Source organism: Thermohalobaculum sediminis, assembly GCF_023487995.1.
Classification (GTDB): Bacteria; Pseudomonadota; Alphaproteobacteria; order Rhodobacterales; family Rhodobacteraceae; genus Thermohalobaculum; species Thermohalobaculum sediminis.
The window spans coordinates 40775-54717 of sequence record NZ_JAMFKN010000006.1 but is presented as its reverse complement, the minus strand read 5'-3'; the positions used below and the strand labels follow the sequence as shown (position 1 = coordinate 54717).

The 13943-nt window shown below is 71.3% G+C and carries 11 protein-coding genes and 1 pseudogene; 5 read left to right on the top strand and 7 right to left on the bottom strand.

Going from position 1 to position 13943, the window contains the following annotated elements:
• The first annotated feature begins 31 nt into the window (after window positions 1-31).
• Complete coding sequence (locus M1105_RS13160; protein ID WP_249580836.1) at window positions 32-982, top strand: sugar phosphate isomerase/epimerase family protein; 951 nt, start codon at window positions 32-34, stop codon at window positions 980-982.
• Between the two features lie 9 nt (window positions 983-991).
• On the opposite strand, the gene M1105_RS13155 is transcribed toward M1105_RS13160, so the two are convergent.
• Together M1105_RS13155 and M1105_RS13150 are read right to left on the bottom strand one after the other, a co-directional pair.
• Window positions 992-1456, bottom strand: coding sequence for a cyclic nucleotide-binding domain-containing protein (locus tag M1105_RS13155; RefSeq protein ID WP_249580835.1), 465 nt, complete (start codon window positions 1454-1456; stop codon window positions 992-994).
• Window positions 1453-4140, bottom strand: a complete 2688-nt coding sequence (locus tag M1105_RS13150; protein ID WP_249580834.1) for an ABC transporter transmembrane domain-containing protein — start codon at window positions 4138-4140, stop codon at window positions 1453-1455. Before M1105_RS13150 ends, M1105_RS13155 begins: the two co-directional genes overlap by 4 nt.
• Window positions 4141-4318: 178 nt before the next feature.
• On the opposite strand from M1105_RS13150, the gene M1105_RS13145 reads away from it, so the two are divergent.
• Window positions 4319-4753: a PaaI family thioesterase gene (locus M1105_RS13145; RefSeq protein ID WP_249580833.1), complete on the top strand. Its 435-nt coding sequence runs from the start codon at window positions 4319-4321 to the stop codon at window positions 4751-4753.
• Window positions 4754-4821: 68 nt separating this feature from the next.
• Here M1105_RS13145 and M1105_RS13140 read toward each other — a convergent pair whose 3' ends face one another.
• Window positions 4822-5439, bottom strand: coding sequence for an MlaC/ttg2D family ABC transporter substrate-binding protein (locus tag M1105_RS13140; RefSeq protein ID WP_249580832.1), 618 nt, complete (start codon window positions 5437-5439; stop codon window positions 4822-4824).
• A 230-nt stretch (window positions 5440-5669) separates the two neighbouring features.
• On the opposite strand from M1105_RS13140, the pseudogene M1105_RS13135 reads away from it, so the two are divergent.
• The 3 genes and pseudogenes from M1105_RS13135 to M1105_RS13125 form a co-directional block, all read left to right on the top strand.
• A pseudogene (locus tag M1105_RS13135) lies at window positions 5670-7406 on the top strand (type I secretion system permease/ATPase); the annotation flags it as partial.
• A gap of 503 nt (window positions 7407-7909) precedes the next feature.
• Window positions 7910-9238 (top strand): HlyD family type I secretion periplasmic adaptor subunit, encoded by a 1329-nt coding sequence (locus M1105_RS13130; RefSeq protein ID WP_249580831.1) that lies wholly within the window; start codon window positions 7910-7912, stop codon window positions 9236-9238.
• 46 nt (window positions 9239-9284) lie between these two features.
• Window positions 9285-10493, top strand: a complete 1209-nt coding sequence (locus M1105_RS13125; protein WP_249580830.1) for a GNAT family N-acetyltransferase — start codon at window positions 9285-9287, stop codon at window positions 10491-10493.
• A 149-nt stretch (window positions 10494-10642) separates the two neighbouring features.
• Here M1105_RS13125 and M1105_RS13120 read toward each other — a convergent pair whose 3' ends face one another.
• The 4 genes from M1105_RS13120 to M1105_RS13105 form a co-directional block, all read right to left on the bottom strand.
• Window positions 10643-11131 carry a peroxiredoxin gene (locus M1105_RS13120; RefSeq protein WP_249580829.1) on the bottom strand — a complete coding sequence of 163 codons (489 nt, stop codon included), beginning with the start codon at window positions 11129-11131 and terminating at the stop codon, window positions 10643-10645.
• A 33-nt stretch (window positions 11132-11164) separates the two neighbouring features.
• A complete protein-coding gene (locus M1105_RS13115; RefSeq protein ID WP_249580828.1) occupies window positions 11165-11932 on the bottom strand; it encodes an SDR family NAD(P)-dependent oxidoreductase in 768 nt (255 codons plus the stop codon).
• A 61-nt stretch (window positions 11933-11993) separates the two neighbouring features.
• Window positions 11994-12569, bottom strand: coding sequence for an RsmD family RNA methyltransferase (locus tag M1105_RS13110; RefSeq protein WP_249580827.1), 576 nt, complete (start codon window positions 12567-12569; stop codon window positions 11994-11996).
• Complete coding sequence (locus tag M1105_RS13105) at window positions 12569-13804, bottom strand: aminotransferase class V-fold PLP-dependent enzyme (protein WP_249580826.1); 1236 nt, start codon at window positions 13802-13804, stop codon at window positions 12569-12571. The genes M1105_RS13110 and M1105_RS13105 overlap by 1 nt, the downstream gene beginning before the upstream one ends.
• Window positions 13805-13943: the final 139 nt, after the last annotated feature.

Sequence of the window (13943 nt, the reverse complement as noted above, 5' to 3'; positions counted from 1 at the left end):
GCGTCGCAAGAAACCGAAGGATATTTGAGACGTGTCAGTCCGCAGCGGGCACAGGAATTACCGGGTCGGCTACACCTTGTGGCCAGCGAGCTTCGAACTTTCCGATCCCACCCCCTGGCTCGACGAGGCCGAGATGCTGGGCGTCGACTCGGTCGAGGTGCCGCTGTTCTGCACGCGGCTGATCGCCGGCGCGCGGCCGATCGAGCGGGCGCTGTCGCGCTTTGCGCGGACCTTCGCGGGGCGCCGGCTCGCGGTCAGCAGCCATGCGATGCTGTCGATCAACCTGATGGACGCAGCCGGCCGGCTGGACCGGCACGAGGCGGTGGCGCGGGCCAATATCGAGGTCTCCGCCCGCCTCGGCGCGCGGCGGATGGTGCTGCATTGCGGCATGGCCGAGAGCGGCGACGAGCAGACGCTCGAGGCCGCCTATGCCCGCCAGCGCGACAGCCTGGCGCGGCTGGGGGACTTCGCCGCCGCGCGTGACGTCGAGATCTGCGTCGAGACGGTGTGGAGCTTCGACGGGCGCGAGACCGCCCTGCCGTCGCGGCTGGCGCGCGAGCTTGCGGCGGTCGATCACCCGGCGGTGCGCGCGACCATCGACTTTGCGCATGCCGCGCTGCAGTGCCAGCGCCACAGTGTCGAGTTGATGGACGAGATCCACGCCCTGGCGCCGCTTGTGCATCACATCCACCTCAACGACTGCTTCGGCGTCGAGCACGACCTCGATCTCGCGCTCCCGACCGAGCAGATGGCCTACGGCTCGGGGGACCTGCACCTGCCGCTCGGCTGGGGCTCGCTCGACTGGGCGCGGCTGCTGACCGAGCCGGAGTGGCCGGATGTCGGCATCGTGCTGAACCAGGAGCTGCACCCGACCTTGTGGCATGCCCTGCCCGACGACGTGACCGAGATGCGGCGGCTTTCGGCCATGATGTCGGGACGGAACGCGCCCGAACCCGCCGCGCCCGGCGCGGTATGGCACTGAGGGGCGCGCTCAGGCGCCGAGTGCCGACAGCTTTGCGCGGGCCTGGCTAAGCTGGGCGTTCGTCGCCTCGAGCCGCGTGGCGATGACGCGCAGGAACTCGAAGGCGAGATCCGGGAATTCGTGGATCAGGTTCTTCAGCGCGCTCTTCTCGAGCCGCAGCACGCTGAGCGCGCCGCGCGCCGCGATGGCGGTGGTCCGGGTCTGGTCGCAGAGCGCGGCGATCTCGCCGAAGATCTCGCCCTTGCCCAGCGTCGCCACCACGGTTTCCTGGCCGGGCTTGCCGAGCAGGACATCGACGGCGCCCTGGATCACCACGAACGCCGCGTCGCCGGGCTCGCCGCGCTCGAACAGCCGCTCGCCGGGGGCGTAGCTCAGGGTCTCGCCCATCATCGCGATGATCTTGAGGCGGCGCTCGTCGATGCGGCGGAACGGCGCTGCATCGCGCAGGGCGGTCACGGCTTCGTTGACACTCATTCGCCTGCTCTCCGGTCGATTGGGCGTGTGGCTTCGGACGATGCGTCGTCACCGTCCGGCGGGGCGACCGGCACGCCGCCCCCGGTTATGGAACCGGGCTGGACGGCATCGCGTTCCCCCGCGGGCTCGAACAGGCGGACACCGCCGTCGTCTGCCACGGCAAGGATGCGGTCGGCGTCGGCGGCGGCGGCCTCGGAATCGGCGGCCCACACCAACGTCGCGTCGGGAAGCTCGGCGCGCATCGCGGCGCGCAGCTCGGCATCGGCCGCGCTGGCGCTGCCGGCGACGCCGTCGAGGATCACCAGCCGGGGCCGCTTGATCACGGCGCGGATCAGCCCGACGCGCCGGCGCGCATTGGCGGTGAGCCCGGACCCGCCGGAGCCCACCGGCGCGTCGAGGCCGAGGCGCATCAGCGCGTCGCGCAGGCCCGCCGCGCGGGTCGCCTCCTCGAGCGCGACATCGAGCTGGCGCCAGCGGGCCTTGCGGTCGAAGCGCCGCTTGGCGCCGATGATGTTCTGCGACACCGAAAGCGCGGGGCTGAAGCGCGCCTCGTCGAACCGCACCACGTCCTGCCGGTCGCCGAGGGTGTCTAGCACGCGCGCGCGGCACGCGAGGACGCGTGCGCGGGTCTCGTCGTCGATCACGTCGAGCCGGTCGCGCTGCGGCACGAAGCGGGCGGCGAGCACGGCGAGCGTCTGGCGCGCCGTCGCGGGCAGCTTGCCGGGCGGATCGCCGCGATGGCGCGCGAACAGCTCGCCCGCCGCGAGCACCTCGGCCCGGGAGTAGCCCGGGAAGCCGTCGAGCACGGTCGAGTCCGGCGTCACCGCCTCGATCAGCTCGGCGAATTCCGACGCGATGCGCCAGCCGAGCCCCTCGAGCTCGGCCATCCCTCCGGTGCGGGCGAGAAGCTCGGCGACATCGGCGCGGCGCATCAGGTCGGCCGAGTCGCCCCATGCGTCGATGGGAAGGGCGAACAGCAGGTTCTCGAACACGCTGGCGTTGCGATTGAACGCGGCGCGGTCCCAAGGCTCGAGCAGGTCGGACAGTTCGGCCCCGGCCCCCGAGGTGGCGAGACGTGCGCGGGCGGCCAGCACCGGCGCGGTCCATTCCGCGGCCTCGGCCGGCGGGATGCGCGCCTCGAGCGCGCCGGAATAGAGCTCGGTCCCCAGGCCGAAGGTTTCGGTCAGGTCGATCAGCCGGGCTTCGAGCGCAGCGGCGTCGGGCACGCCGGCGGCGTCGTAGTCGACCCAGTCGCCCTCGGGATCGGCCTCGATGTTGCCGGTTGCGCGCGCCTCGCGGCGCATCATCTGGGCCTCGGCCGCGCCGGGCGGCTCGGGCGCACAGGCGAAGAGGCCATAGAGCAGGTTGTCGCGCATCGAGCGGTTCACGAGGCCCGGCTCGGCGCCGACGAAGGCGAGGCTGCGGCCGATCTGCGGCAGCGTCGCATCGGCGAGCGCCTGGCCGCCGATCCGCACGTTCCCGGCATGGGGCAGCATGAGCCCCGAAATCATCCGCAGCAACGCCTCGCGCGCCCCGTGCTCGCCCCCGACGACTGCCACGCTGGCCCCCCGCGGCAGCGTGATACCGCTGGCGTGGAGCCCGCCGGTGCCCGGCCCGCCGTCGATGTGGTCGAGCGCGAGATCGCCGGCAAGCGGTCGGCCCCGGCCGGTCACATCCCAGACGCGCGCCGGCGGCCCGACATCATCGCCCATGAAGTTGTCGACGACATAGCCATAGCGCCCGTTGAAGTCTGACCAGCGCTGGACATAGGCGAGCACCTCCTTCCACGGCCCGGCGAGGTCCTTGTAGGCCGCCAACACGGCGACGAGCGCGCCGAAGTCGAGTTCGCCCTCGATCACGAGGTAGCCGCCGATCGAGTAGAAGAAGAAGGGCGTGAGCTGGTTGAGGAAGTTGTTGACGAACTTGATGGTGAACTTGCGCCGGAAGATCTGCATCCGGATCAGCGTGTTCTGGTAGAGCTTGCCCGCCACCTGCGCCATGTGCCAGCGCGCGGTGTCGTTGGTCTGGATCTCGGGCATCTGGCCCACGCTCTCGGACAGCGTATCCGCGAGCGTGCGGTTGTTGGCGGCGCGCTCCTTGTTGAGTCGCACGACCTTGGCCTGCATCCACGGGATCAGCCAGGCCTGCACCGGGTAGAGCGAGATCGCGGCGAGTCCGAGAAGCGGGTCCTGCATGAAGATGAAGAACACGTAGACGCAGAGCAGCCCGCCCTGGAAGGCCGGCGTCGCGATCACCTCGCCGATGAAGCCACCGAGCGGCTCGATCTCGCCCATCAGGGCCTGCACGACCTCGCCCGGCTTGGTCGAGCGCATCCGCGACATTGGATAGCGCATGACCTGCTCGATGAGCTGGAAACGCAGGCGGCGCAGCATCCTCTCGCCGGTCATGCCGATGGCGATGTTCATCACCCATTTGACGCCGTTGATCAGCACGACCATGCCGAGAAAGGCGGCGCAAAGCAGGAGAAGATAGGGGATCTGGCCGAACTCGAGCCCAAGGATCTCGCGCGGGAAATCGCGCCCGCTGATCGCGTCGTTCACGATCATCTTCGGCAGTTCGAGCGAGAGGTAGACCAGCGGGAAGGATGCCACCGTCAGCGCGAGAATGAAGATCTGCTCGCGCTTGGAAAAACGCCAGACGAACCAGAAGAAGCTCTTTTCCATCTACGCCGGTCCCCGCGGCACGACGCGCCGACAGGTAGCCCCCGCCCTGCGGCACACATGCGGCGCCAAGCATCACAGACCGGTGCGGCGGGCGCAAGCCGCTCGCGGGCATCACCCGGTGACCTGCCGCGCGGATCGTGCTAGGCGCTCGGCCGGAGCGGCCGGACAGGAGGGGTGCATGGAGTTCGACGAGAGCCTGCCGTGGCGGGTGATCCGCGGCGAGGGGTTCAACGCCCATGTCGGGCCCGCGCGCATCGCGCGGGCGGGCGAGCGGGTGTGGCATGCCGCGCTCGACATCGAGCCGCGCCACATCAATGTGGGCGGCGTCTGCCATGGAGGCGTGATCCTGTTCCTCGCGGATGTCGCGATGGGAACGGCCAGCTTCGAGGCGGGAGGCGCGCATCCCTGCGCGACGATCGATATGGACTGCCATTTCCTCGCCGCCGCCAAGCGCGGCGAGCGGCTGATGGCCCGCGCCGAGCAGTTGCGCCGGGTGCGGGGCCTGTCCTTCATGCAGTGCGAGCTGTGGTCGGGCGGGCGGCAGGTCGCGCGCGCGGGCGGAATCTGGAAATACCTCGAGAGCCGGGCGCCGGGCGCTGGCGGCGGGCCTTGACGCCTGCCGCCACCAGACTGCCGCGCGGCGGGCAACCCGTGCCCGCCACGCCCGCGCGGGCAGCGGGATCAGGCGGTGCCGAGCGCCTCGATCAGCTTCTCGACATCGCCGCCGCGGCTGTCGAACATCGCGCCGATCTCCTCGCGCTGGGTGGTCGCCATCGACACGCCCTCGATGACGATGTCGACGATGCGCGCCCCGTCGCCGCCACGATCCGAGACGAGCCAGTCGACCGGGATGGGCTGGCCGCCGCCGGGCTGGCTGACGGCGCTCTGCACCAGGATGCCCTTCTTGCCCGCGTCGATCGCGCGCGCGAGCGAGACCGTCTCGCCGGAATATTCCTGGAAGCGGCGCGCGTAGATGCGGGCGATATAGGCGCTGAAGGCGGCGACGTAGCGGCCCTGCTGGTCGTCCGACATCTCGCGCCACACGCGGCCTGCGGCGAAGCGCGCGATCTGGGGCAGCGCGGCCGAGCGCTCCATGATCGCCTGAAGCGCCGCGGCCTTCTCCTCGGCCGTGGCCTCGCGCTTGACCAGCGCCAGGACCTCGTCCACCGCGGCCTGAACGACGGCGCGCGCCTCGTCCTCGGCCAACGCGAGGGCGGGTGTCGGGGCAAGCGTGCCGGCGGTTGCCGCCGTGAGCCCGAAGGCTCCCGCAAGACCCAGGAAGGCGCGACGTCCGATCATCTGTTCATCCTCTTCCGCGATTCGATCTGCAGCGCGCCGCGCCGCCAAAGCCAGATAGCAGGCCCTGCCCGGCGCACCAAACCATCAAACGCAGCCCGCCGGCATTCCGTTGCAGCGCGGCCACGCAGGCGCGGCGAACGGTGCGCTTTGCGGATTGCCCGGCAAGCGTTAACATTGCTGGCTGGATTTGCGTCAATCCGCCGGGCGCCGGAGCGGCGGATCGTGAGTGGGTGGGCCAGGACGTGACGAAGAAGAGCGGGCGCGACGAGCTGCACGCGGCGCTGGGCCAGTTTCGCGGACATTTCGCTGCGGTGGGCGTGTTCAGCGCATTCGTGAACCTGCTGATGCTGACGGGCCCCCTGTTCATGCTGCAGGTCTACGACCGCGTCCTTTCGAGCCGGTCCGAGGCCACGCTGGTCGCGCTGGTGGTGCTGATCACCGTGCTGTTCGGCTTCATGGGGGTGCTCGACTACCTGCGCGGGCGGGTGCTGGCGCGGGTCGGTGCCTCGTTTCAATCGAGCTTCGACGCGCGCGTCTTCACCGCCGCGCTGCGCCGCGCGGTCGCGCCGCAGGAGCGCGCGCGCCCCAATACGGCGGCGCGCGATCTCGAGTCGCTGCGCCAACTGCTGTCGGGCCCAGCGCCGTTCGCGCTGTTCGACGTGCCATGGGTCCCGATCTACCTGGGCGCGATCTTCCTGTTCCACCCGTTGCTTGGCTGGACCGCGGTGGCGGGCGGGCTGATCCTCATCTCGCTCACCGCGATGAACCAGATCCGCTCGCGCGCCTCGAACGAGCGCAGCCAGATCACCGGCAGCACCGCCGACGCGCTGGGCGAGCAGCTTCGGCAGAACGCCGAGGCGGTGCAGGGTCTGGGCATGGCGCGCGCGGGGCTCTCGCGCTGGCAGGGGCTGCGCGAGGAGGCGCTGGGCGCGCAGATCACCGCCTCGGACCGCACCGGCAGCTACTCGACGGCCGCCAAGACGCTGCGGTTCTACCTGCAGTCGGTCATGCTCGCCGTGGGCGCATTCCTGGTGCTGGAGCAGCAGATCTCGCCCGGAATGATGATCGCCGCCTCGATCCTGATGGGCCGCGCGCTCGCGCCGATCGACCAGGCGATCGGCCAGTGGCCGCTGGCGCAGCGGGCCTTGCTGGGCTGGCGGCAACTGGCCGAGTTGCTGGAGAAATCGCCCGTCGAGCCGCAGAAGACGCAGCTTCCCGCACCGAAGGGTCATGTCGAGGCGAACGGCGTCGCGGTAGTCGCCCCGGGCGACAGCGTGCCGGTGCTGCGCGGCATCTCGTTCAAGCTGCAGCCGGGCCAGGCGCTGGGTGTCATTGGCCCGTCGGGCGCGGGCAAGACGACGCTGGCCAAGGTGCTGGCAGGCGTTTGGCCGGCGGCCGCCGGCAAGGTTCGCATCGATGGCGCGGCGCTCGACCAGTGGAACACCGACGATCTTGGCCGGCATATCGGCTATCTTCCGCAGGAGGTCGGCCTGCTGCCCGGCACCGTTGCACAGAATATCGCGCGCCTCTCACCCCAGCCCGACGACGCCGCGGTGATCGAGGCGGCGCGACGTGCGGGGGCGCACGAGCTTCTGCTCGCGCTGACGCAAGGCTACGACACCGAGATCGGCGCGGGCGGCCAACGGCTTTCGGGCGGGCAGCGCCAGAGGGTCGCGCTGGCCCGCGCCTTCTACGGCGACCCGGCGGTGCTGATCCTGGACGAACCGAACGCCAATCTCGATGCGCAGGGCGAGCAGGCGCTGGTCACCTCGATCCGCGAGGCCAAGGCGCGCGGCTGCAGCGTGATCGTCATGGCCCACCGCCCCAGCGCGATCGCCGCCTGCGACCTGCTGCTTGTCATCGACAAGGGCCAGCAGGTCGACCTGGGCCCGCGGGACGAGGTGCTGCGCCGCCGCACAAAGAACCACGAGCAGATCGTCGCCGGCGCGCGCGAGCTCGGCCCGCCTGCCGCGCCGGGGACGGCGACACCGGCGAAACTGGGCACGGGGGCACGACCCGAGGTCAAGGGCGGCGCGCCGGCCGCGCCGCAAGCCGCGGCTGCCGCACGGGCCGGCGGCGCCACCGCAGCGAACGGTGCGCCGGCGGCATCGGCGCCGGCGCGCATGGCGCCGGGTGTCGTCAGCGCCAGCATGGGAAGCCCCGCGATGCTTTCGGCGGCGATGCTGGGCGCGCCCGCTGCCGCCCCGGACCGCCCGGTGTCGGGCTCCACGTCCGCCGCATCCGATGGCGAGCCGCGTGGCTCGACGCCCGCGGCGCCGCGGGTGGACGGCTCTTCCGCAGCGCCGGCAGCACCCATGGCAGGCGCGGCGCCCTCGCCTCCCCCTCAGCCCACGGCGGCCGCGACGACGACCGAGCCCGGGGGCATCCCCGCGGCAAGCGCTCCTCGGGCCGCGCAGAAGCCGGGCGCGAGCGACAAGGATGAGCCGCTGGTTCTGCGGGAGGAACTGCCATGACGCCGATGCTTCCCTCGCCGGATGCCGCGGCGGCGCCGCGCTGGGGTGTCCAGAGGCAGGTCCGCGCAGGGCTGCTGGCGATCCTCCTGCTCGCCGGCGGCATGGGCGGCTGGGCCGTCACCGCCGAGCTCGCGGGCGCCGTCATCGCGCCGGGGCGGCTGCGGGTCGAGGCCCAGCGGCAGGTCGTCCAGCATCCCGACGGGGGCGTGGTTGGCGAGATCCTGGTGCGCGAGGGCGACCATGTCGAAGCGGGCGCCACGCTGATCCGGCTCGACGACACCACGCTACGATCCGAGCTTGCCGTGCTCGAGAGCCAGCTCTTCGAGATCATGGCCCGCCGGGGGCGGCTCGAAGCCGAGCAGACGGACGCCGCCGAGATCGCCTTCGACCCCGAACTCGCCTCTGCCGCCGCCGTGCGGCCAGACGTGGCGGCGCTGATCGAGGGCCAGCGGCGGCTGTTCCGCGCGCGGGCCGAGACCATGGAGGGCGAGCGCAGCCTGCTGGCCGAGCGGCAGATCCAGATCGCGCAGCAGATCACCGGGACCGAGGCGCAGCTTGACGCGCTGCGGCGCCAGCACGCCTTCATCGACGAGGAGCTGGAGGGTCAGCGGAAGCTGTTCGCACAGGGACTCGCGCAGGCGAACCGCGTGCTGTCGCTCGAGCGCGAGGCCGCGCGGCTCAAGGGGCAGGAAGGCGAACTCATCTCGCGCGTCGCGCAGCTCACGGCGCAGATCTCGGAAATCGGGATCGAGCGGCTCAAGCTGGGCACGCTGCGGCGCGAGGAGGCGATCACCCAGCTTCGCGACCTCGGCTTCCGCGAGCTGGAGCTCAAGGAGCGCCGCATCGCCCTGCGCGAGCGGCTCGACCGGCTCGACATCCGCGCGCCGCGCGCGGGCGTGGTCTACGAGCTTGCGGTCTTCGCCATCAAGGCGGTGATCCGCCCGGCCGAGCCCGTTCTCTATGTCGTGCCGACCGACGAGAGCCTTGTCATCGACATCGAGATCGACCCGATCCACATCGACGAGGTCGCGCCAGGCATGCAGGCGGTCGTCCGCTTCCCCGCCTTCAGCAGCCGCACGACGCCCGAGCTCAACGGCATCGTCGCGCGGATCTCGCCCGACGCGCATCTCGACGAGCAGTCGGGGCGCAGCTTCTACCGCGGCGAGGCCGTGCTGGCCGAGGGGGAACGCGAGCGGCTGGCGGATCGCGAACTGCTGGCCGGCATGCCGGTCGAGGTCTTCGTCCAGACCGGCGCGCGCACGCCGATGGCCTACCTGATGAAGCCGCTGACCGACTACTTCAACCGCGCCTTCCGCGAGACGTGAGGGCGGGGGCCTTGATCGGCGCCCCGCCCCACCCACCTTGGCCGGCATGAACCGCCCCGAAACCCACCCGCCCGACGGCGAGACGCGCATCGAGATCGAGGTCGTGCGCGGCATAGCTGCGATCGGGGCTGCGGATTGGGACGCCTGCGCGGCGCCCGGACGCGCCGCGGGGGCGCGGGCCGTCAATCCTTTCGTGACCCACGCCTTCCTTGCGGCGCTCGAATCCTCGGGCTCGGCCACGCCGGCGACGGGCTGGGCGCCGCATCACCTGGTTGCGCGCGTGGCCGGGCGGGTCGAGGCGGTGATGCCGCTCTACCTGAAAGGCCACAGCCAGGGCGAGTATGTCTTCGACCATGCCTGGGCGAATGCCTGGCACCGCGCGGGGCGCGAGTATTACCCCAAGCTGCAATCGGCCGTCCCCTTCACCCCCGCGACCGGCCCACGGACGATGGCCCGCCCGGATGCCCGGCCGGGCGCCGAGGCGATGCAGGCCGCCCTGATGGGCACGGCACGCGACCTCACGGCCGGAAACGATCTCTCCTCGCTGCACATCACCTTCTGCACCGAGGCGGAGTGGGAGCTGGGCGGGCGTCTGGGCCTGCTGCAGCGCACAGACCAGCAATTCCACTGGATCAACCGCGGCTATCGCGACTTCGCAGATTTCCTCGACGCGCTTGCCTCGCGCAAGCGCAAGCAGATCCGGCGCGAACGGGCTGGCGCACTCGCGGACGGCGTGCGGCTGCATCACCTCACCGGTGCCGCCATCCGGCCCGAGCACTGGGACGCGTTCTGGCTGTTCTACCAGGACACCGGGTCGCGGAAATGGGGCAGCCCGTATCTGACGCGCAGCTTCTTCGACATCGTGCACCAGACGATGGCCGACGACATCCTGCTGGTGATGGCCGAGCGCGAGGGCCGCTGGATCGCGGGCGCGCTCAACTTCATCGGGGCCGAGACGCTCTATGGCCGCTACTGGGGCTGCCGGGAGGATCGCCCCTTCCTGCATTTCGAGTGCTGCTACCACCAGGCGATCAACTTTGCGCTGGAGCACGGACTGGCGCGGGTCGAGGCGGGCGCGCAGGGCGCGCACAAGCTCGCGCGCGGCTACGAGCCAGTGACGACGCGCTCGCTGCACTGGATCCCGGACCCCGGTTTCCGCGCCGCGGTGGCGCGATATCTCGAGCAGGAGCGCGCAGCCGTCGCGGCCGAGGGGGCGGAGCTGGCCGGGTTCACCCCGTTCCGGCGCGGCGGGTGAGGGCAGACGGGCCGACCGGCAAAAGCGGGCCGGGAGGCCCCGGGTCAAGCCCGGGGCAGCGCGGGAGGGGACGTAACGGCCGCGGCGATGCACGCAGCAAGCCGCAGCCCCGGCCTCGAGCCGGGGCCTTGCCGAGCGGAGAGCAGCCGTCAGAGCTGGCCGAGCAGCACGTCCGCCTTGGTCACCTCGGCCTTCGACGGCGCGTCCTCGACATTGAGCGAGGCAATCTTGCCGTCCTTCACCACCGCCGAGAAGCGCTGAGCGCGGTGGCCCAGCCCCGCACCCGAGGCGTCGAAGCTGAGGCCCATGGCGGTGACGAGGCTCGCATCCGCGTCGCACATCACGCGGATGCCCGCGTCCTTCGCCCCCGTCGCCTCACCCCAGGCGCGGGCCACGAACGGGTCGTTGACCGTGATGCAGACGATCTCGTCCACGCCCTTGGCCTTCAGCGCCTTGGCGTTCTCTACGAAGCTCGGCATGTGCTTCTGGTGGCAGGTGGGCGTGAAGGCGCCCGGCACGGCGAAGAGCGCGACCGTCCTGGCCCCGAACACCTCGGCCACGGGCACCGCCTTGGGGCCGTCGGGGGTCATCTCGAAGAGCTTGCCGTCCGGCAGCTTGTCACCGACTGCGATGGTCATGGAACGTCTCCCTCTGGTTGATGGCCGGGCGCGTCAGCGCGCGCCCATCCGGATGGCGCCGTCGAGGCGGATGACCTCGCCGTTCATATAGCCCGTCTCGACGATGAAACAGGCAAGGCGCGCGAATTCCGCGGGGTCGCCCAGACGGACCGGGAAGGGCACCTGGGCGGCAAGGCTGTCCTGCACCTCCTCGGGCAGGCCGCGCAGCATGGGCGTGCCGAAGATGCCGGGCGCGATGGCGCAGACGCGGATGCCGTCGCGGGCGAGGTCGCGCGCGGCCGGCAGGGTCAGCGCGGCGACCCCGCCCTTCGACGCGGCATAGGCCGCCTGCCCCATCTGCCCTTCGAAGGCCGCGACCGAAGCGGTGTTGACGATCACCCCGCGCGCGCCGTCGGGGTCGAGGGGCGCGGCCTCGCGCATCGCCTGCGCGGCCAGCGCCATCACCCGCATGGTGCCGATCAGGTTGACCGCGACGACCTTGGTGAAGAGGCCCATGTCGTGCGGCCCCTTCGAGCCCGCGGTCTTCATCGCCGGCGCGATTCCCGCGCAGGAAATCACGATGCGCGCGGTGCCGTGGGCCTCGGCGGCCTCAGCCAGCGCGGCCTCTACGCTCTCGTCGCTGGTCACGTCGGTCGAGATGAACTTCGCGCCGGACTCGGCCGCGACGCGGGCGCCATCGGGCGCGGCCATGTCGAGGATGGCAACGGGCGCCCCCTTGACGCGCAGGGCCGCGACGCAGGCGGCGCCGAGGCCGCTCGCCCCTCCGGTCACGATGGCGGGGGTCTCGGGTCCGATCTTCATGGCGCGCTCCTTGATCTGTCGCATCGTTCCTAGCGCCATGCCGGACATGCGCCAAGGGGGGTCAGACGGCGCGGAAGATGGCAATCCGTGTCTCGCCATACTGGCGGGTGTCGAGCGGCTCGAGCCAGTCGAAGGCGGGAAGCGGGTCGCCGGCCCGGCCCTCCAGCACCACCAGCGCCCCGGGCGCGAGCCAGCCTCCCTCGCGGGCCGAGGCGAGCGCCCGGATGCCAAGATCGGTGCCATAGGGCGGATCGGCGAAGACGAGGTCGAACGGCTCGCCGCGACAGGGGCCAAGGCGGGTGGCGTCGCGGCGCCAGATCTTCGTGACGCCGCCGAGGCCGAGGCGCTCGACCGTCTCGCGGATCAGCGCGCGGGAGGGCCCGTGATCGTCCACGAAGACGGCGCGGATGGCGCCACGCGACAGCGCCTCGACCCCCAGCGCCCCGGTGCCGGCGAAGAGGTCGAGCACGTGTGCGCCCTCCGGCACGGGCGGGTCGGCATAGCCGCCATGGGCGAGCAGGTTGAACAGCGCCTCGCGCACCCGGTCCGAGGTCGGGCGCAGATGCGCCTCGCCGCCGCCCGCCGCGCCGGGGGCGGCGATCCGCGCGCCGCGAAAGCGCCCGCCGATCACCCGCATCAGCGGCCCGAGAGCACGCGGTCGAGGGCGCCGATGGCGCGCTCGATTTCGGCCGGCGAGGTGTAGTGCAGGAACGACAGCCGCAGCACGCCGTGGTCGGGGTCGATCCCCAGCGCCTCGATGAGGCGCACGGCGTAGAAATCCCCGCCCCCCGCCATGATCCGGTGGGCGCCGAGCGCGCGGGCGAGGTCCTCGCCCTTGCGGGCATGAGCGATGGCGATGGTGGGCGCGCGGCGCGCGGGGTCGCGGGGCCCCAGCAGGCGCACATCGTTGCGCGCGGCAAGATAGTCGAGCAGCGGCGCGGCCAGCCGCACCTCCTGCGCGCGGAAGAGATCATGGACGCGGCGTGCCCGCTCGGCCGGGCCGGGGCGGTCGGCGAAGTGGTGGTCGTGCACGGCATCGGTATAGAGCGCGATGCCGGCAAGGGCCGCAACCTGCGCGTGGTCGGGACCAGCGGGGACCAGCTTCTTGCGGATGTGCCCGGCGTTGAACCAATGGCTCTGGTTCGGCAGCCGGTCGGCGACCTCGCGGCGGACTGCCATCACGCCCTGATGCGGCCCGTAGGTCTTGTAGCTGGAGAACAGGTAGACGTCGGCGCCCAGCGCCCCGATGTCGGGCAGGCCGTGCGGCGCGTAGGAGACGCCATCGACGACCGTGACAGCGCCGGATTGTCTGACCTTTGCGCAGATCTCGGCCACGGGATTGATCTCGGCCACGATGTTCGACGCATGCGGGAAGGCAACCACGCGCGTTTTGTCAGACAAAAGACGGTCAAGATCGCCAAGGTTCAGATGCCCGGTCTCGGGATCGACCTTCCACTCGCGGATCACGATGCCGCTGTCCGCCAGCCGACGCCAGGCGCCCGAATTGGCCTCGTGGTCCTGGTTCGTGACGATGACCTCGTCCCCCTCGCGCATCCGGGCGCGGAAGGCGTGGGCCAGCACATAGGTGTTCTGGCTGGTCGAGGGGCCGAAATGAACCTCGTCCTCGCCTACATTCAGCATCGCGGCGAGGCGGGCATAGCTTTCGTCCATCATGGCGCCCGCCTGCTCCGAGGCCGGGTAGGGCGCGTAGGGCTGGACCTTGCAGCTTGTATAGAAATGGGTAAGCCGGTCGACCACCTGCCGGGCGGGGTAGGAACCGCCGGCATTCTCGAAGAAGCCCCAGCCCGCGAGCGAAGGCTCGGTGAAGGCGGGAAACTGCGACCGGATGAAATCAAGATCGATCTGCGTCATCGCGTGAGCCCTGTTCACAAACGGCACCATCCCGGGGAAACGCCCGCCTGGACATGGGCATCCCCCATCCTGGCAGGTCTTCCAGCCGAGCCGGTGAGCCTGTCAGTCGGCTCGCGGCAGCCCGCGCCGTGGCGCGCGG

What these genes read in the sequence shown, in the direction of transcription:
- M1105_RS13105 (WP_249580826.1), bottom strand. Translation starts at nt 13,804, where the DNA reads ATGACGCAGATCGATCTTGATTTCATCCGGTCGCAGTTTCCCGCCTTC.
- M1105_RS13155 (WP_249580835.1), bottom strand. Translation starts at nt 1,456, where the DNA reads ATGAGTGTCAACGAAGCCGTGACCGCCCTGCGCGATGCAGCGCCGTTC.
- M1105_RS13145 (WP_249580833.1), top strand. Translation starts at nt 4,319, where the DNA reads ATGGAGTTCGACGAGAGCCTGCCGTGGCGGGTGATCCGCGGCGAGGGG.
- M1105_RS13125 (WP_249580830.1), top strand. Translation starts at nt 9,285, where the DNA reads ATGAACCGCCCCGAAACCCACCCGCCCGACGGCGAGACGCGCATCGAG.
- M1105_RS13150 (WP_249580834.1), bottom strand. Translation starts at nt 4,140, where the DNA reads ATGGAAAAGAGCTTCTTCTGGTTCGTCTGGCGTTTTTCCAAGCGCGAG.
- M1105_RS13110 (WP_249580827.1), bottom strand. Translation starts at nt 12,569, where the DNA reads ATGCGGGTGATCGGCGGGCGCTTTCGCGGCGCGCGGATCGCCGCCCCC.
- M1105_RS13115 (WP_249580828.1), bottom strand. Translation starts at nt 11,932, where the DNA reads ATGAAGATCGGACCCGAGACCCCCGCCATCGTGACCGGAGGGGCGAGC.
- M1105_RS13120 (WP_249580829.1), bottom strand. Translation starts at nt 11,131, where the DNA reads ATGACCATCGCAGTCGGTGACAAGCTGCCGGACGGCAAGCTCTTCGAG.
- M1105_RS13130 (WP_249580831.1), top strand. Translation starts at nt 7,910, where the DNA reads ATGACGCCGATGCTTCCCTCGCCGGATGCCGCGGCGGCGCCGCGCTGG.
- M1105_RS13140 (WP_249580832.1), bottom strand. Translation starts at nt 5,439, where the DNA reads ATGATCGGACGTCGCGCCTTCCTGGGTCTTGCGGGAGCCTTCGGGCTC.